Source organism: Limnohabitans sp. MMS-10A-192, assembly GCF_003063335.1.
In the GTDB taxonomy this organism is placed as follows: Bacteria; Pseudomonadota; Gammaproteobacteria; order Burkholderiales; family Burkholderiaceae_C; genus Limnohabitans_A.
In genome coordinates, this window is the sequence record NZ_NERX01000005.1 from 183493 (window position 1) to 205555 (window position 22063).

The window sequence follows — 22063 nt, forward strand, 5'->3', positions numbered from 1 at the left end:
ACGGGTCTGGCTGGCTTCAACGCGCCCAGAATAGCGTCACTGTTTTGATGCCCAAAACCGTCAAGGCCAAAGAGCCAAACAGGTGCACCGATGCTGTACCTGCCGCAAAGGCGTAGCGTCCTTGTTGCAGCATGGCCACCACTTCGGCCGAGAAGCTGGAAAAGGTGGTCAATGCGCCTAAAAAGCCCGTGACCAGTGCCAGACGCCAAACTGGATCGAGGTCGGGCAATTGCTGAAAGACGCCCACACACACGCCTACCAGATAACCGCCGATCAAGTTGGCGGCCAAGGTGCCCCAGGGCATGAGCCCCGCACTGGCCGCGCCAGGGTTGAGCCACAAGCCCAGCTGCCAGCGTGACAAAGCGCCCACACAGGCACCCAGACAAATCGCGATCACAGAGGGCATGTTCACTCCTGGTCAGTGGTGCTCAAAAAGGCGGGTCGTCGTCAGCCGCTTCGGTGGTGACGGTTGGTGATGTGGGTGCCGCCTCTGCGCCCAATTCCATCTCGCCACCCAGCGCTTCGATCAGGCTGTCCAGCAAGGGGCCGAGCAAGCCGGTGGACAGGGCGACGTCGCCATCGAAACGGTCTTCGTTCTTGTCGGTACCTGACTCGTCCATGACGCCGTCGAGGAACTGCACTTTTTTCAGCTGCAAGGTCTCGGTCAAAACAAAGCCCACGCGACCGTCCCAGCTCAGGGCCAGCTGTGTGGGCAGCTTGCCTTCCATCACGTGCTTGCGCACATCGTCGTTGGCCAGGTGGTGGCGGGTGAAGCGCACGCTGGCCGCGTCTTCACCGGTGGACTTGAGCACGGTTTCGCGCTCCACCGTGAGGTCGGCGGGCCACTCGTCTTCGGTGGGGGCCAGCAGCCACTGGGTCATGGCGGCTTGGGGCGAGGTCACGGTCTGGATCAGTGAGACCGACAGGCCAGCCAACACATTCATCAGCGCCGACATGACTTCGTCTGCCTTGCCTTGGCTGCCTGCGTTGAGCACCAGGCGGCGGTTTTCCAGGTCCATCCACACGATGACTGTGGACTGGCGCGCAAAAGCTTGGGGCAGCAGCGACATCAGCACATCGTCCATGATGTCGCGCTTTTCTTTTTTGCCGGGTTTGCGGCCGGTGGCCGCTTCGATTTCGGCGATGCGCTCGTCGGCTCTGCGGCGCACCACATTGCCGGGCACGGCCTTGGACTCGATCATCAGCTTGACGATCCATTGACCGCCCACCGATTCGATCAGCGGACCGTAGGCCTCACCTCGGGGGGGGATCCAGCCGACGGATTTCTCCTGGCTGGCGCCGCACTCAACAAACTGGGCGGGCTCCAGCGCCGCTTGCACATCGGCGAGCGTGGGGGCAAAGCCCTCGCCGATGCGGTAAACCATCACATTTTTGAACATCCGTCACTCTTTCATGCCACAGGGGCCAGCGCGGCATCTTACCGGAGTGGGCGGGCGGTTTTACTGGGCCACGCCCATCAAGAGATCGGGCACGCTGGTGACGATGGACGGGAAGACCGTGATCAACACAATGCCCACAATCATGCAAACGAAAAATGGCACGGTCACCTTGGCAATGCGGTTGCTGTCGATGCCGGTCATGTTTTGCAGCACGAACAGGTTGAAGCCCACAGGCGGCGTGATTTCGGCGATCTCGACCAGCATGATGATGAAGATGCCGAACCAGACCAGATCGAAACCGGCTTTCTGGATCATGGGCAACACCACCGCGCTGGTCAGCACGATCATCGAGATGCCGTCGAGCGCTGTACCCAAAATCAAATACACCACCACCAGCACGCCGATCAGGCCAAAGGGCGAGAGGTTCATGCTGTGCACAAACTCGGCCAGCTCACGCGGGATGCCGGTGAAGGCCATGGTCTTGGTCAAGAAGGCCGCGCCCGCCAGGATGAACATGATCATGCAGCTCACCCGCGTGGCGCCCACCAGGCCTTGCCAAAAATTCTGCCAAGTGAGGCTGCGCCCGGCGGCTGCAATCGCCAACGAACCCAGCACGCCGTAAGCCGCGCATTCGGTGGCGGTGGCGATGCCCGCCACCAGCACCCAGACGATGAACACGATCAACAAACCACATGGGATCAAGCTGCCCGAGCGTCGCATTTTTTCCATGAAGGTGGTCGGCGCTTCGGGTGGGGGCACTTTGTCGGGGTTGCGCAGGCTCCACCAGATGATGTAGCCCGAGAACAGGCCCATCAGCAAAAAGCCGGGCAAGAAGCCAGCGAGGAACAAGCGGATCACGCTGGCGTCAGCCGCCACGGCGTAGACCACCATGGTGATGGACGGCGGAATCAAGATGCCCAAACCGCCCGCAGCGGCCAGAGAGCCCAGGGCGATGTTGCGGTCGTAGCCGCGCTTTTCCAACTCGGGCAGGGCCACTTTGGCGATCGTGGCGCAGGTGGCGGCAGACGAGCCCGAAACCGAGCCGAAAATGCCGCAACCCAAAATGGTGGTGTGCATCAGGCGGCCCGGCACCTTGGACAGCCAGGGCGAAAGGCCGTCGAACATCTGCTCGGACAGCTTGGTGCGGTACAAAATTTCGCCCATCCAGATGAACATGGGCAAGGCTGCGAGTTCCCAGCTGGCCGAGGTTTCCCAGAACGAGGAAAACAGGTTCTTGCCGGGCAGGGTGTTGGTGAAAAACGCCTGGCCGACCCAGCCCACAATGGCCAGCGTCATGGCGATCCACACGCCGCCGCTGAGCATCAACAACATCAAAAAGAGGAGCAGGCCTCCGATTTCCAGCAGGCCCATCACAATTCCTCAGAAAAATCACCACGGGCGTGCCGTTCTTCGACACGCGCCACATAACTGGGCTTGCCGCCCCGGAACACGCACACGCACTCGTCGAGCACGGCGATCACCAAAATGGCCGAGCCGATGACAAAGCTCATTTGTGGAATCCAGATCGGGATCGCCACCATATTGCCCGCGATGTCGTTGAACTCGTAGCTCTCCCAGGTGAAGCGCGCTGCCCAGTAGCCCAGGTAGCCAATGGCCACGGCGGCCACCGAAAGCGAGATCAACTCCAGCCAGCGGCGCACAGGCGCAGACACCGATTCAAGCACCAGCGTCACCCGCACAAAGTCGCCGTTGCGGAAGCTGTAGGCCATGCCCAAAAAGGCCGCCGCCGCACACAGCCAGGCCACGATGTCGTTGACCCAGGACACGCGCCACTCGAACACGCGACCGACCGATGCGGCGATCATCAAGACCAAAATGGCCAGCACGCACAGGGCGGCCAGGTTGCCTCCTAAGAGGTACAAACCGTTCAAAAAGCGCCGACCAAAGCTGGCGCTGGCTGTGCTGCTGGTGCTCATGCGGGCTTATTTCTTGTTGTAGGCATCGACCAAGGCTTTGCCCTCGGCACCAGATTTCTCCAGCCATTCCTTGAGCATGGTGTCACCCACTTTGGCCATGTCGGCTTTCAGCTGGGCCGATGGGGCGGTCACGGTCATGCCGTTGGCCTTGAGGGTGGCCAGCGTCGTGTCGTTGACTTTGCGCGACTCGCTCCAGCCACGGCTTTCAGCGTCGGCGGCGGCCTTCATCACGGCGTCTTGTGTGGGCTTGTCGAGCGCATCAAAAGCCTTCTTGTTGGCGATCACCGCGTTCTTGGGCAGCCAAGCCTGCACGTCGTAGTAGTACTTGAGGTGTTCGTAGAGCTTGCTGTCCACACCGGTCGCGCCCGAGGTCATGGTCGACTCGACCACGCCGGTGGCGAGAGCTTGGGTGAATTCAGCCGCTTGCACGGTCACAGGCTGTGCACCCACCAGTTCTGCAATGCGTGCAGTGGACGGGCTGTAGGAGCGCCACTTGATGCCCTTGAGGTCGGCGGCGCTGTTGAGCGGCTTCTTGCTGTAAATGCCTTGAGGGGGCCAGGCCACCGAGTACAGCAGCACCATGCCTTGTTCGGCCAGTTTCTTCTCCATCAGTGGCTTTTGCGCTTTGTAGAGCTTCATGCCTTCGTCGTAGCTGTCGGCCAAAAAGGGCAGGCCGTCGGCCGCGTAGATGGGCCATTCGTTGCTGAAGTTGGCCAACAAAATCTCACCGGCCTGGGCCTGACCACCTTGCACGGCGCGCTTGATTTCAGGCGCTTTGAACAGCGAGGCGTTGGCGTGCACCGTGATCTTGAGCTTGCCGCCCGAGGCCTTGTCCACGTCGGTGGCGAACTGAGCGAGGTTCAGCGAGTGGAAGTTGCTGGCCGGGTAAGCGGCAGGCAGGTCCCATTTGGTTTGGGCCGAGACGAAACCGGAGAGGGCGAGCAAGCCAGCCAGCAGGCTGAGGTGGAGGGCGCGACGTTTCATGAAAACTCCTGAGTAGATGGGACCAAGCCAAGAAGCACAGCAAAAGCTGTGCCCGTGATGTGCACGCGGGTGGTGCGTCGGCTGTTGTTCACTGTAGGCATGTTGCCCCGTGCTTGGGATCGGTGATTTCCCTTAATGTCAACAAATTGTTGGCAAATTGTCATGATGGCGACTAGACTTTCCCTCCAGTGCCCAGAAAGCGTGTGCCCATGCCCAGCAAAAATACAGCCCCCAACAAAGCCGCCAACCCCATCGTCTCTTCGGCCCACTTGGTCTCGCCCGACAGCGCCGAGATGAGCGAGTTCGAGTTCGGCCTGATTGTGGCGGGCAACGCCTTTCACCGCTGGATCATCCACTGCATGGCCGCCGCAGGCCTGAAAGATTTGACGCCGTTGGATGTGCTGGTGCTGCACCATGTGACGCACCGCGCCCGCGACAAGCGCCTGGCCGACATCTGTTTCATCATGAACATCGAAGACACGCATCTGGTGAATTACGCCCTGAAAAAACTGCAAGGTTTGGGCGTGGTGATGTCTCAAAAAAATGGCAAGGATGTGACCTATGCGGCGACCGATGAAGGGCGCGCCTATGTGCAGCGCTACCGCGAAATCCGCGAAAGCTGCCTGATCGATGCCCTGAAGGCCGACGATGGCCTGAACCGTGACATTGGCGAGTTGGCCCGGTTGCTGCGTGTGCTCTCGGGCATGTACGACCAAGCGGCGCGTGCCGCGGCTTCTTTGTGACCTCGGCCTTGATGGATACGGCCATGGGCAATTTGAAAATTCCATGCACCAGCCAGCCCGCTCTTTCTCATCCTGGCTGTCTCTTTGTCATCCTGGCCCCTCTCTTTGTCATACCGGCCCATCTCTTTGTCATCCCGGCCTTGAGCCGGGATCCAGAGCACACAGCCGACTTTTGCAAAGGGCAGCGGTCAACACTGGATCCCTGGTCTTCGCCCGGGATGACAAAGGAAAAAGTCAGATGACAAAGAAAAAAGTCGGATGACAAACACGCGCACGCCAACGATGTTTTAACTTCATTGGATCGGATCAATTTATTCTGATTGTTGAGTGACTTATGACAGAACCTATCCTCACACCCGCATGCAAAAACCGTTGGCAATTCTGGATTGACCGGGGCGGCACCTTCACCGACGTGGTCGGCAAGCGGCCCGACGGCACTTTGGTCACGCACAAGCTGCTCTCTGAAAACCCCGAGCAGTACCGTGATGCGGCGGTGGCTGGCATTCGCCATTTGCTGGGCCTCCAAGCTGGCGAGCCGGTCACGCCCGAACTGGTCGAGTGCGTGAAGATGGGCACCACGGTGGCCACCAACGCGCTGCTGGAGCGCAAGGGCGAGGCGACGCTACTGGTCACCACGCAGGGCTTTGGCGATGCGCTGCGCATCGCCTACCAAAACCGTCCGCGTTTGTTTGACCGTCAGATTGTTTTGCCCGAGTTGCTCTACAGCGCGGTGGTGGAGGCACAGGAGCGCGTGACGGTGGACGGCGAAGTGTTGCAGCCGCTTGATGAGGCGCATTTGCGCACCCAATTGAAGCATTCGCACCAGCAAGGTGTGCGCTCGGTGGCCATCGTGTTCATGCACGGCTGGCGGCACACGGCGCATGAGCTGGCCGCTGCGCGCCTGGCGCGTGAGGAGGGTTTCACGCAGGTCAGCACCTCGCACCAGACCAGCCCGATGATGAAGCTGGTCAGTCGGGGTGACACCACGGTGGTGGATGCGTATTTGTCACCGATTTTGGGGCGCTATGTGAACCAGGTGGCCAGCGAGATGCCGGGTGTGAAGCTGATGTTCATGCAGTCTTCGGGTGGTCTCACGGACGCGCAGGTGTTTGCGGGCAAGGACGCGATTTTGAGCGGCCCGGCGGGCGGCATTGTGGGCATGGCCCGCACGGCGCAGCTGGCGGGGCACGACAAGGTGATTGGCTTTGACATGGGTGGCACGTCCACCGATGTGTCGCACTTTGCCGGGCAGTTCGAGCGCGAGTTTGAAACGCAAGTGGCGGGGGTGCGCATGCGCGCGCCGATGATGAGCATCCACACGGTGGCCGCAGGTGGCGGGTCTTTGCTGGCCTATGACGGTGCGCGCTTTCGGGTGGGGCCACAAAGCGCGGGGGCCAACCCGGGGCCCGCCAGCTACCGCCGAGGTGGGCCGCTGGCCGTGACCGATGCGAACGTGATGGTGGGCAAGGTGCAGCCCAGGTTTTTCCCTTCGGTGTTCGGCCCCGAGGCGAACCAGCCGTTGGACGCTGAGGTGGTGCGCGGGCATTTTGATCAGCTGGCCGCACAAACCGGGCGAGCGGCCGAAGACGTGGCGCATGGCTTCATCCAGATCGCGGTGCAACAGATGGCCAACGCGATCAAGAAAATCTCGGTGGCGCGGGGTTACGACGTGACGCGTTACACCCTGCAGTGCTTTGGTGGCGCGGGCGGGCAGCACGCTTGTCTGGTGGCCGATGCCCTGGGCATGTCGCAGGTGCTGGTGCACCCGCTGGCGGGTGTCTTGTCGGCTTACGGCATGGGCCTGGCCGACCAGAACGTGATGCGCGAAGAATCCATTGAGCGGCGTCTGGACGCTGCGGCCATGCCCTTCATGGCCGAGCGCCTGCAGGCTTTGGGCGAGACCTCGCGCCAAGCCTTGCTGGCGCAAATGGGCGTGGATGTCGGAGGTGCCGACCGCATCGAGCTGCGCCAACGCGCGCATTTGCGCTACGAAGGCACCGACTCGGCGCTGGTCGTGCCATGGGGTGATCAAGCCCAGTTGGTGGCCGGGTTTGAGGCGGCGTACCGTCAGCGCTTTGCCTTTTTGATGCAGGGCAAAGCCTTGGTGGTCGAGGCCGTGTCGGTCGAGGCGGTGCTGCCCGGCGATGCCCCCGAAGAGGCGGTGCTGGCCGTGCACCCGCAACGCGATGTGCCGCGCCGCGATACGGTGCAGGTGTACGCCGCCAACGCGCAAGGCGTGGCCAAGTGGCAGGGTGCCGCGCTGGTGGTGCGAGAAGACATGCGCCCCGGCGACGTGATCGACGGCCCCGCCATCATTGCCGAGAAAAATGCCACCACCGTGGTGGAAGCCGGTTGGCAAGCGCGCCTCACGGCTCTGGACCATTTGCTGCTGGTGCGCGTGCAAGCGCGGGCAGTGCAACACGCCGCAGGCACGCAGGCCGACCCGGTGCTGCTGGAGGTGTTCAACAACCTGTTCATGAACATCGCCGAGCAAATGGGGCTGCAGCTGCAAAACACGGCTTACTCGGTCAACATCAAAGAGCGGCTGGACTTTTCGTGTGCGCTGTTCAGCGCCGAGGGGCATTTGATCGCCAACGCACCGCACATGCCGGTGCATTTGGGCTCCATGGGCGAGAGCATCCAGACCGTCATTCACGAGAACAAGGGCCGTATGCAGCCGGGCGATGTGTTTGTGCTGAACGACCCGTACCACGGCGGCACGCATTTGCCCGACATCACCGTGATCACGCCGGTGTATCTGGAAGGCCATGCCGAGCCGGTGTTTTACGTGGGCTCACGCGGGCACCACGCCGATGTGGGCGGTTTGACGCCGGGCTCCATGCCGCCGTTTTCCACGCGCATCGAAGAAGAGGGTGTGCAGATCGACAACTTCAAATTGGTCGATGCGGGTCACCTGCGCGAGGCCGAGATGGTGGCGCTGCTGCAAAGCGGTGAATACCCCTCGCGCAACCCGCAGCAGAACATGGCCGATTTGAAGGCACAAATTGCCGCCAACGAAAAAGGCGTGCAGGAGCTGCGCCGCATGGTGGAGCAGTTTGGTCTGGATGTGGTGCAGGCCTACATGCGCCATGTGCAAGACAACGCCGAAGAATCGGTGCGCCGCGTCATCACACGCCTCAAAGATGGGCAATTCACTTTGCCGCTCGACAACGGGGCGCAGATCCAGGTGGCGGTGCGTGTGAATGCGCAAGATCGCACGGCCGAGATCGATTTCACGGGCACCAGCGCTCAGTTGCCCAACAACTTCAACGCGCCCCGTGCCGTGTGCATGGCCGCTGTGCTCTACGTGTTCCGCAGCTTGGTGGATGACGACATCCCGCTGAACGCGGGTTGCTTGAAACCGCTCAAGGTCATCATTCCAAAGGGCTCCATGCTCAACCCCAACCCACCCGCTTCGGTGGTGGCGGGCAATGTGGAAACCTCGACCTGCATCACCAATGCGCTGTTTGGCGCATTGGGTGTGATGGCGGGCAGCCAGCCGACCATGAACAACTTCACCTTCGGCAATGCCCGCGTGCAGTATTACGAAACCATTTCGGGCGGCAGTGGGGCGGGGGGCCGCTATGACGCGCAAGGCCAGCTGGTGGGCGGTTTTGACGGCACCTCGGTGGTGCAAACCCACATGACCAATTCACGCCTCACGGACCCCGAGGTGCTGGAGTTCCGCTTTCCGGTGCGGCTGGAAAGTTACGCGATCCGCCAGGGCTCAGGCGGCGCGGGGCGCTGGCACGGTGGCGATGGCGGCGTGCGGAGTATGCGTTTTCTGGAGCCGATGACGGCGGGCATTTTGTCCAACGGGCGCATCCATCCGGCCTTTGGCATGGCGGGTGGGCACAGTGGCCTGCCGGGCATCAACCGCGTGGTTCGCGCCGATGGCAGCGTGCAAGAGCTGGGTCACATTGGCCAAGTGGAGATGCAGGCGGGCGATGTGTTTGAGATCCACACACCGGGTGGCGGGGGATTTGGCGCCGTTTGACGGGTGCCCTCCGGTGTCGACTTCAACAGCAGGCCACCGCGGGTGTGGCAGCAAGCCATTTATTGGGGCTTGGGTGTCGTAGTGGCTGGCGCTGAGGTTGGTGCTGAAGGCGTGTACAACTGGCCCTGTACCCTCAGCCCTTGCGCAGACAAACTGTCTGCTTTTTTGGGGCCGATGCCCTTGATGCGCTGCATGACATCTGCCCAATCTGTGAACGCGCCTTTTTGACGCTCATTGAGCACTTGTCGTGTCAGGCTTGGACCCACGCCTTGGAGACCGTCCAGGTCAATTTCTGAGGCTTGGTTCAGTTCGATCTGTGCCCAGCCAAGTCCGGCAAACAAACCGGTCACCAGCACGGCAGTTATTTTTGGGATCATGCGATGCCCCTCCCCTGTACTGGTGAACCAGTTGTTTGCAAGACAGGGCAATTTTCTGGCCTGGGCGTGAGCGGGTAAAGTTTTTGGAAAGCTCGCTTGAAACAAAATGTTACAAGCGGTGGTCTCAAAGTTCTTCGACGCGTCGCGGCGGGTAGCTGTCCCAAGCCTGGCAACCGGGGCAATGCCAGAAATGCTCTTTGGCTTCAAAGCCACAGGCCGCACAGCGGTAACGGGCCAAGGGACGCGTGGCTTGCTCCAATGCTTTTTGAACGGGCGCAGGCAGGGGGTCTGGCTGCGCTTGCCCATTGAGCCAACGCGAGGCTGCCATCAAGGATGCGTGCTTTTGCAAATGGTCCAGGTACCGTTGATGCGATGCCGCTTGACCGGATGGTTCTGCAGTTTCCAAGCTGGCCATGGCTTCGAGCACATCGATGCAAGGTTGTTTGGCGTAATGCGCCTCCAGAACATGGAATGCGGTCGCGCTCAAATGGGCCGCTTGGGCGGCTTTGGCCAAGCTGCTGGCTGCCAGGGGGGCCGAGGCATCTGTTTTCTCAAACAGCGTCTTCAGTGTTTCAAAAGCAGCATGGCTCTGGCCTTGGGCCAGTTGCAGTTGGCCCAACAAAATCCGTGGACGGGGTGCGTCGGGTGAATCGATGATGGCGCCTTGCAGCAGTTGCAGGGCTTTGGCTGAGTCGCCTTGCTGTACAGCCTCCCTTGCCAGCTCGCATTGGTAGTGCGCCATGCGCACGCTGAAGTTGGCTTCCCCTGATTTTTCAAGCAGTTGTGCCACCAGCGTGGCTTCGGGCCACTCGCGTGAACGTTCGTAAATGGCCAAGCGAGCCAGACGGGCTTGACCTTCATACGTTGTTCCCTCGAGTTTGCGCAAAGCTTCTTCGGCCCGATCGAGCAGACCGGCTTTCAGGTAATCGAGTGCCAAACCGTGTTGTGCGCGCTGGCGATCGGCGTTGCTCAAGTCGGCACGAGACAGCAGGTGTTCGTGCACGCGCACGGCACGGTCGTACTCGCCGCGACGGCGAAACAAGTTGCCCAGGGCGAAGTGCAATTCCGAGGTGTCGGGGTCGTTCTGGACGGCTTCGATGAAGGCGTCGATGGCCTGGTCCTGCTGCTCATTGAGCAGGTAATTGAGGCCCTTGAAATAGGCGCGCGGTGCTTGGCGGTTGGCGATGCGCAGCTGGCGCAGGTCCAGGCGCGAAGCCAGCCAGCCCAGGCCAAAAGCCATGGGCAAGCCCAGCAAAATCCAGGTCAGGTCAAGTTCCATGCGGTGTCTCGGGCGAAGGTGTTGCTTCAGGGCTTGTCTTGGTATTTTGTTGGGCCGCCTGGCGGTGGCGCCACCAGCGAGGCACCATGCCCAGCACGCCAATCACCACGCCCAGAGCGAACGCTGACAGCACCACCAACACGGTGGGGGCTTGCCAAGAGGTGCCAAAAAAGAAATTGACACGCGTTTCTTGCTGGTTGTTCAGCGCGAATGCAAAGAGGGTGAAAAAAACCGCTGCTTTCAGCAGCCACTGAAGCAGGCGAAGCAGACGTTTCATGGGGAACCTCGGGAAGCTGCAAACATTCTAATGGGCCTCAAGACCGGCATGTTTGCGTGTGTGCGGTGCTTGACCGATCAGGTTTTGTTCTTGGCGGTAGCCGCAGCAGTGCCGGCATCTACAGCCTCACGCAAGGCTTTGCCGGGTTTGAAATGGGGCACCCGTTTTTCAGGGATCTCAACGCTTTCGCCCGAGCGCGGATTGCGACCGATGCGGGGTGGGCGGCGGTTGATCGAAAAGCTGCCAAAGCCGCGAATTTCGATGCGGTGCCCGCGCACCAAGGCATCGCTCATGGCATCCAGCACCGTTTTGACGGCCAGTTCGGCGTCACGGTGGGTCAACTGCGCGTAGCGCGCGGCCAATTCTTCAACCAGATCAGAGCGTGTCATGGAGTTCTTCTTATTTTCAAGTCATCTGCAGAGGTCTGAAAAAAGCCTGCCCCCATCACAGGGGCAGGCTTTACAGACAGCAGCTGTCTTTCAGTTCAACAACGATCAGTTGTTGTCCAACTTGGCGCGCAGCAGTGCGCCCAGGCTGGTGGTGCCAGCGTTTTCACGCGAAGACTGTTGCGACAGCGAAGCCATGGCTTCTTGCTGGTCAGCTTGGTCTTTGGCTTTGATCGACAACTGGATGTTGCGGGTCTTGCGATCCACGTTCACCACCACAGCAGTCACTTCGTCGCCGACTTTCAGCACATGGCTGGCGTCTTCCACGCGGTCACGCGAGATTTCGGACACGCGCAGGTAACCCACGATGTCTTCGCCCAGGTCGATTTCAGCGCCCTTGGCATCCACAGTCTTGACCTTACCGGTGACGGTCTGGCCTTTGTCGTTGATGGATGTGAAGGTGGTGAAAGGATCGGAGTCGAGCTGTTTGATGCCCAAGCTGATGCGCTCGCGGTCCACGTCCACAGCCAAGACCAAGGCCTCAACTTCTTGACCCTTCTTGAATTCGCGCACGGCGTTTTCGCCAGACTCGTTCCAGGACAGGTCAGACAAGTGCACCAGGCCGTCGATGCCGGCAGCCAAGCCCACGAACACGCCGAAGTCGGTGATCGACTTGATCGGGCCCTTGACGCGGTCGCCGCGCTTGGTGTTCTGAGCGAACTCTTGCCATGGGTTGGCACGGCACTGCTTCATGCCCAAGCTGATGCGGCGCTTGTCTTCGTCGATCTCGAGGACCATGACTTCGACTTCGTCACCCAAAGCAACGATCTTGGAAGGCGCAACGTTCTTGTTGGTCCAGTCCATTTCGGACACGTGCACCAAACCTTCGATGCCTGGCTCGAGTTCCACAAACGCGCCGTAGTCGGCGATGTTGGTGATCTTGCCGAACATGCGGGTGCTTTGTGGGTAGCGGCGGTTCACGCCCATCCATGGGTCGTCGCCCATTTGCTTCAGACCCAAGGACACGCGGTTTTTCTCGGTGTCGAACTTCAGGATCTTGGCGGTGATTTCCTGACCAGCCGTCACCACTTCGGATGGGTGACGGACACGGCGCCATGCCATGTCGGTGATGTGCAACAGGCCGTCGATGCCGCCCAGGTCCACGAACGCACCGTATTCAGTGATGTTCTTGACCACGCCATTGACGATGGAGCCTTCGCGCAGGGTTTCCATCAGTTTGGCGCGCTCTTCGCCCATGGAGGCTTCCACCACGGCACGGCGAGACAACACGACGTTGTTGCGCTTGCGGTCGAGCTTGATGACCTTGAATTCCAGGGTCTTGTTCTCATAGGGTGACAGGTCTTTGGTAGGACGTGTGTCGACCAAAGAGCCGGGCAAGAAAGCGCGGATGCCGTTGACCAAAACGGTCAGGCCACCTTTGACTTTGCCGCTGGTCACGCCAGTGACGAACTCGCCGGATTCCAGGGCTTTTTCCAAAGACATCCAGGAAGCCAGACGCTTGGCGGTGTCACGGGACAAGATGGTGTCGCCGTAGCCGTTTTCGATGGAGCCGATGGCCACGGACACAAAGTCGCCGACCTGGACTTCGACTTCACCCTGGTCGTTCTTGAACTCTTCGAGGGGCACGTAGGACTCGGACTTGAGGCCAGCGTTGACAACCACGAAGTTGTGTTCGATGCGCACCACTTCAGCGGTGATGACTTCACCAGGGCGCATTTCGGTACGTTGCAGGGATTCCTCAAAGAGGGCGGCAAAAGATTCAGACATGTGATTTCCTCATCCACCAACAGGACTGACGAACGCGGTATGCGTCGTTTCCAGGAGCTGCAGTGGCGATTGGTTTGCGGTGTGAACCGCGGTTGGTTAGCAAAATCCACGCTGCCGATGTGCAAGCTGCACGAGAGGAGCGGCGTGGAACCTGAAAATCAGCCCGCGTTCAGCGGGCTGTTGGCGGGTGTACGGCGCAAAGTCATGCGCCAAAAACCTGCCTGCCTTGCCACCAGCTCAGGACCTGATCCACCGAAGCTTCGATGGACAAGGACGAGTTGTCCAGTTGCAAGGCATCTTGCGCAGCTTGGAGGGGCGCCACGCTGCGGGACATGTCCCGTGCATCGCGCGCCTCCAGATCGGCGCGAAGACTGTCGATATTAGCCGAAAAACCCTTAGAAATCAATTGCTTATGCCGTCTTTCGGCCCTTTGGGCGGCGCTGGCGGTCAAAAACACCTTCAAAGGGGCGTTGGGGAAGATCACGGTGCCCATGTCGCGGCCATCGGCCAAGAGGCCCGGCAGGCGCTGGAAGCTGTGCTGCAGATCGACCAAGGCCTCGCGCACGGCGGGCAAGACGGACACCTTGGAGGCGTTCATGCCGCCTTGCTCGCTGCGGATGGCATCGGTCACGTCCACGTTGTCGAGCAGCACTTGCTCGCCCTCAAAGCGCACGGGCAAGCGGCGGGCGAGATCGGCGATCTTCGCTTCATCGGCGGCCTCCAGAGTGAGACCCGCTTGCAAAGCTGCGTGGGCGGTCACGCGGTAGAGCGCGCCCGAGTCCAGGTAGTGGTAGCCCAAAGCGGCCGCCACGCGGCTGGCCAGCGTGCCCTTGCCCGAGGCGGTGGGGCCGTCGATGCAAATCACCGGGATGTTCTGGGCGCTGGTGTGCGCCACCGAGAACAGGGCCTCGAAGTAATCGGGGAAGGTCTTGGCCACGCACTTGGGGTCTTCGATGCGCACCGGCACCTGGTCGGCGTTGAACGCGGCCAGCGAAAAGCACATGGCCACGCGGTGGTCGTCGTAGGTGTGGATGCTGGCACGTTGCCATTTTGCGGCGGGAAGGGGGTGGATGGTGATCCAATCCGGGCCTTCTTCGACGGTGGCGCCGAGCTTGCGGCTTTCGGTGGCCATGGCCACGATGCGGTCGGTTTCCTTCACGCGCCAGCTGGCGATGTTGCGCAGCGTGGTCGGGCCGTCGGCGTACAGCGCCATCACGGCCAGCGTCATGGCGGCGTCGGGGATGTGGTTGCAGTCGAGCGTGATGCCTTTGAGCGGCCAGGCACCGCGCTGGATTTCGAGCCAGTTGGGGCCGCTGGTGATTTTGGCGCCCATTTGGGCGGCGGCGTCCATGAAGCGGATGTCGCCCTGGATGGAGTCTGCGCCCACGCCCTGGATGCGGATGCCGTCACCTTTGGCGATGGCGCCCAGTGCGATGAAGTAGCTGGCCGAGGATGCATCGGCTTCGACGTGGATCGTGCCCGGTGACTGGTAGCGGCTGCCCGCAGGGATGACAAAACGTTCCCAGCCTTGGCGTTCCACCGCAATGCCGTAGCGCGCCAGCAGGTTGAGTGTGATTTCGATGTAGGGCTTGCTGATGAGTTCACCCACCACTTCGATGGTGATCGCACGGTCCTGCGCGGCCAACGGTAACGCCATCAGCAAAGCGGTCAGGAACTGGCTGGACACATCGCCGCGCACGGGGATGGGCTTGTCGAGTTGCAGCTTTGGCTGGCCAATGCGCAGGGGCGGGTAGCCCTCGTTGCCCAGGTAGTCGATGGCGCAACCGAGTTCGCGCAGCGCGTCCACCAGATCACCAATGGGGCGCTCGTGCATGCGGGGCACGCCCTTGAGCGTGAAGTCGCCGCCTTGCACGGCCAACGCGGCCGTCAGTGGGCGCATGGCCGTGCCCGCATTGCCCATGAAAAACTCGATCGCCTCGGCAGGCCAAGCGCGACCGCCCAGACCGGTGATGGTCACTGTGGTGCCTGCCACCTCTACGCCGCAGCCCAGTTGGCGCAGCGCGGCCAGCATCACGCGGGTGTCGTCCGAGTCCAGCAGGTCGTGGACCACCGTGGTGCCTTGGCACAAGGCCGAGAGCAGCAACACGCGGTTGGAAATGCTTTTGGAGCCAGGCAGGGTGACGGTGCCGGACGCGCCTTGCAGCGCAGGAAGGTCGAGGAAGGCGGTGGAGAACATCGTTCAGTCTTCTGAGGCTTTGTTGCAAGCGTTGCCCGCTTGCAGTGTCCAGGCCGAGCGCACGTCGCTGGCTTGTTGAATCAGGTGTTGCAGCGCGGCGGTGTCGCCTTGTTTCAAGGCGGTTTCAAATTGGCCCAATGCCGCACGGAAGTGCGTCACTTGTGTGAGCACTTCGGCGTGGTTGGCGCTCAAAATGTCGCGCCACACTGAGGCATCTGAGGCGGCAATGCGTGAGAAGTCTCTGAAGCCCGGGCCTGCCATTTCCAAAAACGCAGCCCCTTGTGACTGCGTCGTCAAAGCGTTCACAGCGGCAAAAGCCAGCATGTGGGGCAGGTGGCTGACGGCTGCAAAGGTGGCGTCGTGTGCTTCGGGCGTCATGTTGCTCACGTGGCTGCCGATGGCGGTCCACACATCGTGTGCAGCCTGCATTTTGTGGATGCCGGTTTTTGGCAGCGGCGTGAGGATGGTGCGGCGGTCTTGGTACAGCGCGGCCTCGGCATGCTCGATGCCCGCGACCTCTTTGCCCGCGATCGGGTGGGCGGGCACAAAGCAGCTCAGGCGGTCGCCCAAGGTGGCAAGTGCTGCGGCAATCACATCGCATTTGGTGGAGCCCACATCCATCAGCAAGGCACTTGGCGCCAGCACGTCGCGCATGGCGGCAAAGCTGCTGTGCATCGCGCCCACGGGCACGGCCAGCAGCACCAAGTCTGCGCCTTGCACGGCTTCAGCCACGCTGGTGCAGGCTTGGTCGATGACTTCCAGTTCGACAGCGCGTTGGCGGGTTTTTTCAGAGGCGCTGAAGCCAGCGATGGTTTGCACCAGACCGGCCTTGCGCAAAGCGAGCGCAAACGAGCCGCCCATCAGGCCGCAGCCGATCAAGGCAAGCCGCTGGAATGTCATTCGGAAACCGGGTAGGAACCCAAGACCTTGTAGAAGGCGCACAGGCCTTGCAGCTCTTGCAGGGCCGCAGCCACATGCGGTTCGCTGATGTGGCCTTGCAAGTCGATGTAGAAGTAGTACTCCCACTGGCCCGATTTGGCCGGGCGCGACTCAAAGCGGGTCATGGACACGCCGTTGTTCTTGAGCGGCACCAACAAATCGTGCACAGCCCCCGGGCGGTTGGGCACCGACACCACCAGGCTGGTGCAGTCTTTGCCCGAGGCGGGTGGGGTGGCCAGCGTTTGTGGCAAGGCAATCACCGCGAAGCGCGTGCGGTTAAAGGCCTCGTCCTGGATGGCGTGGTGCACGATGTGCAAGCCAAACTGGCTGGCGGCGCGTTCGCTGGCCAAAGCGGCCCAGGCGGGGTTGGAGGCGGCCAAGCGGGCGCCTTCGGCGTTACTCGACACCGCGCGGCGCTCCACGTGTGGCAGGTGCTTGGACAGCCAACCTTGACACTGGGCCAAGGCCTGAGGGTGGGCCATGACGACTTCGATGCCTGCGTCTGAATTGAGTTGGCGCAGCAGATTGAAGCGCACTTGCAAGCTGACTTCGCCCACCACATGCACGGGCGAGCGCAAGAACAAATCGAGCGAACGGGCCACCACGCCTTCGGTGGAGTTTTCCATGCCCACCACGCCGTATTGGGCGGAGCCAGCCGCAGTGGCGTGGAAGACCTCGTCGAAGTTGGCGCAATAAATCAGGTTGGCGGCGCTGCCAAAAAACTCAATCGCGGCTTGTTCGCAAAACGTGCCTTGCGGGCCGAGTACGGCCACGCGCTGTGGCGCTTCGAGGGCCAGGCAGGCCGACATGATCTCGCGCCAAATGGAGGCCACATGCTCGTTCTTGAGCGGGCCGGGGTTGGCTTGGGTGATCTTGTCGATGACCTGCGCCACGCGGTCGGGACGATAGAAGGGCGAGCCTTCGGCGCGTTTGATTTCGCCGACTTTTTCTGCCACTTTGGCGCGGTCGTTCAGCAGTTGCAGCAGTTGCTTGTCCAGCGAGTCGATTTGCACCCGCAAAGCGCCCAGCGCTTCGGACTGGATAGGTTGTTGGCTCATGGTCCTGAGGGCGTTAAGCCTGTGTTTTTTCAAATTCGCGCAGGTAGCTCACCAGCGCTTGCACACCTTCAAGAGGCATGGCGTTGTAGATGCTGGCACGCATGCCACCGACCGATTTGTGGCCCTTGAGCTGCAGCAAGCCGCGTGCTTTGGCCCCTGCCAGGAAGGCGTCGTTGCGTGATTCATCGCGCAGGAAGAAGGGCACGTTCATGCGCGAGCGACAGGCCTTGTCAACTTTGTTCACATACAGCGCAGAGTTGTCTAGGCAGTCGTACAGCAGCTGGGCTTTGGCGATGTTGCGTTGCTCCATGGCGGCGATGCCGCCATGCTTTTTGAGCCACTGGAACACCAGACCCGCGATGTAAATGCTGTAGGTGGGCGGCGTGTTGTACATGGACTGGTTGTCGGCCACCAGCTTGTAGTCAAAAGCGCTGGGGCAATGCGGCAGGGCATGGCCGATCAGGTCTTCGCGCACGATGACCAGGGTCAGGCCAGCCGGCCCGAGGTTTTTTTGCGCACCGCCAAAGGCCAGGCCCACACGCGACCAGTCCACCGGGCGCGAGGCCACGTGCGATGAAAAGTCCACGACCAAAGGCGCATCGCAACCCAAAGCTTTCAGGTCAGGCAGTTCATGAAATTCCACGCCGTGGATGGTCTCGTTGCCGCAGATGTGCACATAGCGGCTGTCTGCGCCGATGTGCCAGCTTGCGGGCGAGGGCAGGGAGGTGAAGCCATCGGCCTGGGCCGATGCGGCGACACGCGCCGTGCCGTACTTGCCCGCTTCCTTGAGAGATTTTTGGCTCCAGCTGCCTGTCAGCACAAAGTCCATGGCCCCGCCTTGCGACAGGTTCATCGGCACGATGGCGTTCTCAGCCAAGCCGCCGCCTTGCATGAACAGGATCTTGAAGTTCGCAGGCACGGCCAGCAGTTCGCGCAGGTCGGCTTCGGCTTGCTCGCAGATGCTGATGAATTCTTTGCCACGGTGGCTCATCTCCATCACGCTCATGCCAGAGGAACGGCCTTGTGCATCATGCCAGTCGAGCATTTCTGCGGCGGCTTGTTGCAAGACCTCTTCGGGCATGACGGCCGGACCGGCCGAGAAATTGAATGCTCGGCTCATGCCTTATTCCGCTGCTGGGGTGTTGTCGTCTGTGCTGTCTTGAGCGTCGGTTTCGCCGTCGTTTGCATTGGCATCGTTTTCGACAATGCGTTGCAGGCCCGACAGCTTGGCGCCTTCGTCCAGGTTGATCAGGGTCACGCCTTGTGTGGCACGGCCCAGTTCGCGGATCTCGGCCACGCGGGTGCGCACCAAGACGCCGGTGTCGGTGATCAGCATGATCTCGTCGTCGGCATGCACCAGGGTGGCGGCGACGACTTTGCCGTTGCGCTCGCTTTGCTGGATGGCGATCATGCCCTTGGTGCCACGGCCGTGACGGGTGTATTCGACGATGCTTGTGCGCTTGCCGTAGCCGTTCTCAGTGGCGGTCAACACGCTTTGCGTTTCGTCTTCGGCCACCAGCATGGCGATCACGCTCTGGCCTTCTTCGATCATCATGCCGCGCACACCGCGGGCGCTGCGGCCCAGCGGGCGCACATCGTTCTCGTCAAAACGCACAGCCTTGCCGCCGTCGCTGAACAGCATCACGTCATGCTTGCCGTCGGTCAGGGCGGCGCCGATCAAATAGTCGCCTTCGTCCAGATTCACGGCGATGATGCCGCCCTTGCGGGGGTTGCTGAATTCGTCCAGCGAGGTCTTCTTGACCGTGCCCATGGACGTGCCCATGAAAACATACTGGTTTTCAGGGAAGGTGCGTGCTTCACCGGTCAAGGCCAGCACCACGTTGATTTTCTCGCCTTCTTGCAGCGGGAACATGTTGACGATGGGACGACCGCGAGAGCCGCGTGAACCGGCAGGCACTTCCCAGACCTTGAGCCAGTACAAACGGCCCCGGTTGGAGAAGCACAGCAGGTAGTCGTGTGTGTTGGCAATGAAGAGCTGGTCGATCCAGTCGTCTTCTTTGGTGGCGGCCGCTTGTTTGCCACGGCCACCGCGCTTTTGGGCGCGGTATTCAGATAAGGGTTGGCTCTTGATGTAGCCGCTGTGCGAGAGTGTCACCACCATGTCGGTGGGCGTGATCAGGTCTTCGGTCGACAGGTCTTGCGCGCTGTGCTCAATCTGGCTGCGGCGAGCGCCGATTTTGGTTTGGCCAAATTCTTGGCGCACGGTGCCCAGCTCGTCGCCGATGATGGTCGAGACGCGTTCGGGCTTGGCCAGAATGTCCAGCAGGTCTTCGATGACCGACATGACTTCTTTGTATTCCGCCACGATCTTGTCTTGTTCCAGACCGGTCAGGCGTTGCAGACGCATTTGCAAGATTTCTTGCGCTTGCGTGTCGGACAGGCGGTACAGGCCGTCCTGGCCCAGACCGTATTCGCGCTCCAAACCCTCTGGGCGGTAATCGTCGGCGTTGATGGTCGAGCCATCGTCGCGGGCGCGGGTCAGCATGGTGCGCACCATCTGGCTGTCCCAGGCGCGAGTCATCAGCTCGGCCTTGGCCACAGGTGGCGTCGGGGCGTTGCGGATGATCGCAATGAAATCGTCGATGTTGGCAAGTGCCACCGCGAGGCCTTCGAGCACATGGCCACGGTCACGCGCTTTGCGCAGCTCGAACACGGTGCGGCGTGTCACCACTTCGCGGCGGTGCTGCAAGAAGACCTGGATCAGGTCTTTCAGGTTGCACAGCTTGGGTTGCCCATCGATCAGGGCGACCATGTTCATGCCAAAGGTGTCTTGCAGCTGGGTCTGTTTGTACAGGTTGTTCAGCACCACTTCGGGCACTTCACCGCGCTTGAGCTCGATCACCACCCGCATGCCGGACTTGTCGGATTCGTCCTGGATGTGGCTGATGCCTTCGATCTTCTTTTCGTGCACCAGCTCGGCGATGCGCTCGAGCAGGGACTTCTTGTTGACCTGGTAGGGCAGCTCGTCCACGATGATCGATTGGCGCTGGCCTTTGTCGATGTCTTCAAAGTGGCACTTGGCGCGCATGACCACGCGGCCACGGCCTGTGCGGTAACCGTCCTTGACACCGGTGATGCCGTAGATGATGCCGGCAGTCGGAAAGTCGGGTGCCGGGATGATTTCCATCAACTCGTCAATGGACGCTTCCGGGTTGCGCAGCAAATGCAGGCAAGCGTCCACCACCTCGTTGAGGTTGTGTGGTGGGATGTTGGTGGCCATGCCCACGGCGATACCGCCCGAGCCGTTGATCAGCAAGTTGGGCAGGCGCGAGGGCAGCACCAAGGGTTCTTTTTCCGAACCGTCGTAGTTGGGGCCGAAGTCAACGGTTTCTTTGTCGATGTCGCCCAGCATCTCGTGCGCGATCTTGGCCAATCGGATTTCGGTGTAACGCATGGCGGCCGCGTTGTCGCCGTCGACCGAGCCGAAGTTGCCCTGGCCGTCCACCAGCATGTGGCGCATGGAAAAGTCTTGCGCCATGCGCACGATGGTGTCGTACACCGACTGGTCACCGTGGGGGTGGTACTTACCGATCACGTCACCCACGATACGGGCCGATTTTTTGTAGGGTCTGTTCCAGTCGTTGTTCAACTCGTGCATGGCGAACAAGGCGCGGCGGTGCACAGGTTTGAGGCCGTCACGGGCATCGGGCAGGGCGCGACCCACGATCACGCTCATCGCGTAATCGAGGTAGCTGCGCCGCATTTCCTCTTCCAGACTGATGGGCAGTGTTTCTTTGGCGAACTGGGTCATATATAGAGGGGTGATGGGTGACGCGAATTGAACCTAACATTTTAGGTGCAATAGGGTGTCGCAAGAATGCAACAACTTTGTTTGCAAATTTGTAATAGGTTGTCAAGGTTGCGACCCAATTAACGGCACCCTTGAATGTCTATGGCACAATAAATGTCAGCGCTACAGGTGACGGTCATCTGTAACGTTCTTTTTTCGCAGCGAGTCTGCGGCTTAATCCCTCAAGAGGAAGACCATGAAGAAACTCAACAAAGTGGCAATGATGTTTGCAGCCGCAGCTCTCGCAACGGCCGCAGGTGCTCAATCTGTGGACAACTGGCGCAATGGCTCCGGCGACCTGATCTGGAAAAACAGCAACCAAGAACTGTGCTGGCGCGATGCCAACTGGACACCTGCTACTGCAGCTGCCGGTTGCGACGGCGCCATCGTGGCTCCTAAAGCTGCTCCAGCACCAGCACCAGCTCCTGTGGCTGCTCCAGCTCCTAAAGCTGCTCCAGCACCTGCTCCAGCCCCCGCTGCAGCAACCAAAGTGACTTACGCTGCTGACGCGTTCTTCGACTTCGACAAAGCTGTGTTGAAGAAAGAAGGCAAAGCCAAGCTGGACGATCTGGTTGGCAAAGTCAAAGGCATCAACCTGGAAGTCATCATCGCTGTGGGTCACACCGACTCCGTGGGTGGCGACAGCTACAACCAGAAATTGTCTGTCAAGCGCGCTGACGCTGTGAAGGCCTACTTGGTGTCCAAGGGCATCGAGAAAAACCGCGTTTACACCGAAGGCAAAGGCGAGAAGCAGCCCGTTGCTGACAACAAGACTTCTGCCGGCCGTGCTAAAAACCGCCGCGTGGAAATCGAAGTGGTGGGTACCCGCGCCAACAAGTAATCCTTCCCAAGGATTCCAAAAAGCCCCAGCGATGGGGCTTTTTTTATGT

18 protein-coding genes are annotated in these 22063 nt (G+C 60.8%); 3 read left to right on the top strand and 15 right to left on the bottom strand.

Going from position 1 to position 22063, the window contains the following annotated elements:
• Positions 1–16 precede the first annotated feature (16 nt).
• From crcB to B9Z43_RS12300, 5 genes are read right to left on the bottom strand one after another with little or no spacing between them, the layout of a single operon-like run.
• Complete coding sequence (crcB, locus tag B9Z43_RS12280) at positions 17–406, bottom strand: fluoride efflux transporter CrcB (protein WP_108325985.1); 390 nt, start codon at positions 404–406, stop codon at positions 17–19.
• Positions 407–428: 22 nt separating this feature from the next.
• Entirely contained in the window at positions 429–1400 is a 972-nt protein-coding gene (locus B9Z43_RS12285) for a recombination-associated protein RdgC (protein ID WP_108325987.1), read from the bottom strand.
• Positions 1401–1460: 60 nt separating this feature from the next.
• Positions 1461–2771, bottom strand: a complete 1311-nt coding sequence (locus B9Z43_RS12290) for a TRAP transporter large permease (protein WP_108325989.1) — start codon at positions 2769–2771, stop codon at positions 1461–1463.
• Positions 2771–3337, bottom strand: coding sequence for a TRAP transporter small permease (locus B9Z43_RS12295; protein WP_108325991.1), 567 nt, complete (start codon positions 3335–3337; stop codon positions 2771–2773). Before B9Z43_RS12295 ends, B9Z43_RS12290 begins: the two co-directional genes overlap by 1 nt.
• Positions 3338–3343: 6 nt before the next feature.
• On the bottom strand, positions 3344–4321 hold the full coding sequence (locus B9Z43_RS12300; RefSeq protein WP_108325993.1) for a TRAP transporter substrate-binding protein: 978 nt from the start codon (positions 4319–4321) through the stop codon (positions 3344–3346).
• Positions 4322–4530: 209 nt separating this feature from the next.
• Here B9Z43_RS12300 and B9Z43_RS12305 point away from each other — a divergent pair, with 209 nt between their 5' ends.
• Both B9Z43_RS12305 and B9Z43_RS12310 read left to right on the top strand, forming a co-directional pair.
• Positions 4531–5064, top strand: coding sequence for a winged helix DNA-binding protein (locus B9Z43_RS12305; RefSeq protein ID WP_108325995.1), 534 nt, complete (start codon positions 4531–4533; stop codon positions 5062–5064).
• A gap of 334 nt (positions 5065–5398) precedes the next feature.
• Complete coding sequence (locus tag B9Z43_RS12310; RefSeq protein ID WP_108325997.1) at positions 5399–9061, top strand: hydantoinase B/oxoprolinase family protein; 3663 nt, start codon at positions 5399–5401, stop codon at positions 9059–9061.
• 59 nt (positions 9062–9120) lie between these two features.
• Here B9Z43_RS12310 and B9Z43_RS12315 read toward each other — a convergent pair whose 3' ends face one another.
• The 10 genes from B9Z43_RS12315 to gyrA all read right to left on the bottom strand — a co-directional run bounded on the left by B9Z43_RS12315 (position 9121) and on the right by gyrA (position 21134).
• Positions 9121–9438: a helix-hairpin-helix domain-containing protein gene (locus B9Z43_RS12315; RefSeq protein ID WP_108326000.1), complete on the bottom strand. Its 318-nt coding sequence runs from the start codon at positions 9436–9438 to the stop codon at positions 9121–9123.
• A gap of 124 nt (positions 9439–9562) precedes the next feature.
• A complete protein-coding gene (lapB, locus tag B9Z43_RS12320) occupies positions 9563–10717 on the bottom strand; it encodes a lipopolysaccharide assembly protein LapB (RefSeq protein WP_108326002.1) in 1155 nt (384 codons plus the stop codon).
• Positions 10707–10994 carry a lipopolysaccharide assembly LapA domain-containing protein gene (locus tag B9Z43_RS12325; RefSeq protein WP_108326004.1) on the bottom strand — a complete coding sequence of 96 codons (288 nt, stop codon included), beginning with the start codon at positions 10992–10994 and terminating at the stop codon, positions 10707–10709. The genes lapB and B9Z43_RS12325 overlap by 11 nt, the downstream gene beginning before the upstream one ends.
• 77 nt (positions 10995–11071) lie before the next feature.
• A complete protein-coding gene (locus B9Z43_RS12330; protein WP_108326006.1) occupies positions 11072–11383 on the bottom strand; it encodes an integration host factor subunit beta in 312 nt (103 codons plus the stop codon).
• Between the two features lie 105 nt (positions 11384–11488).
• Positions 11489–13168, bottom strand: a complete 1680-nt coding sequence (gene rpsA / locus B9Z43_RS12335; protein ID WP_108326008.1) for a 30S ribosomal protein S1 — start codon at positions 13166–13168, stop codon at positions 11489–11491.
• Positions 13169–13370: 202 nt separating this feature from the next.
• Positions 13371–15365, bottom strand: coding sequence for a bifunctional 3-phosphoshikimate 1-carboxyvinyltransferase/cytidylate kinase (locus tag B9Z43_RS12340; RefSeq protein ID WP_108326010.1), 1995 nt, complete (start codon positions 15363–15365; stop codon positions 13371–13373).
• Positions 15366–15368: 3 nt separating this feature from the next.
• The gene (locus B9Z43_RS12345; RefSeq protein WP_108326012.1) at positions 15369–16265 is read right to left on the bottom strand and encodes a prephenate dehydrogenase/arogenate dehydrogenase family protein; all 897 of its coding nucleotides are present in this window, start codon (positions 16263–16265) and stop codon (positions 15369–15371) included.
• Positions 16262–17362, bottom strand: a complete 1101-nt coding sequence (pheA, locus tag B9Z43_RS12350) for a prephenate dehydratase (protein ID WP_108326014.1) — start codon at positions 17360–17362, stop codon at positions 16262–16264. Before pheA ends, B9Z43_RS12345 begins: the two co-directional genes overlap by 4 nt.
• A gap of 13 nt (positions 17363–17375) precedes the next feature.
• Positions 17376–18482: a 3-phosphoserine/phosphohydroxythreonine transaminase gene (gene serC, locus B9Z43_RS12355; protein WP_108326017.1), complete on the bottom strand. Its 1107-nt coding sequence runs from the start codon at positions 18480–18482 to the stop codon at positions 17376–17378.
• A 3-nt stretch (positions 18483–18485) separates the two neighbouring features.
• Positions 18486–21134: a DNA gyrase subunit A gene (gene gyrA, locus B9Z43_RS12360; RefSeq protein WP_108326019.1), complete on the bottom strand. Its 2649-nt coding sequence runs from the start codon at positions 21132–21134 to the stop codon at positions 18486–18488.
• A gap of 235 nt (positions 21135–21369) precedes the next feature.
• Here gyrA and ompA point away from each other — a divergent pair, with 235 nt between their 5' ends.
• On the top strand, positions 21370–22014 hold the full coding sequence (gene ompA, locus B9Z43_RS12365) for an outer membrane protein OmpA (protein ID WP_108326021.1): 645 nt from the start codon (positions 21370–21372) through the stop codon (positions 22012–22014).
• Positions 22015–22063: the final 49 nt, after the last annotated feature.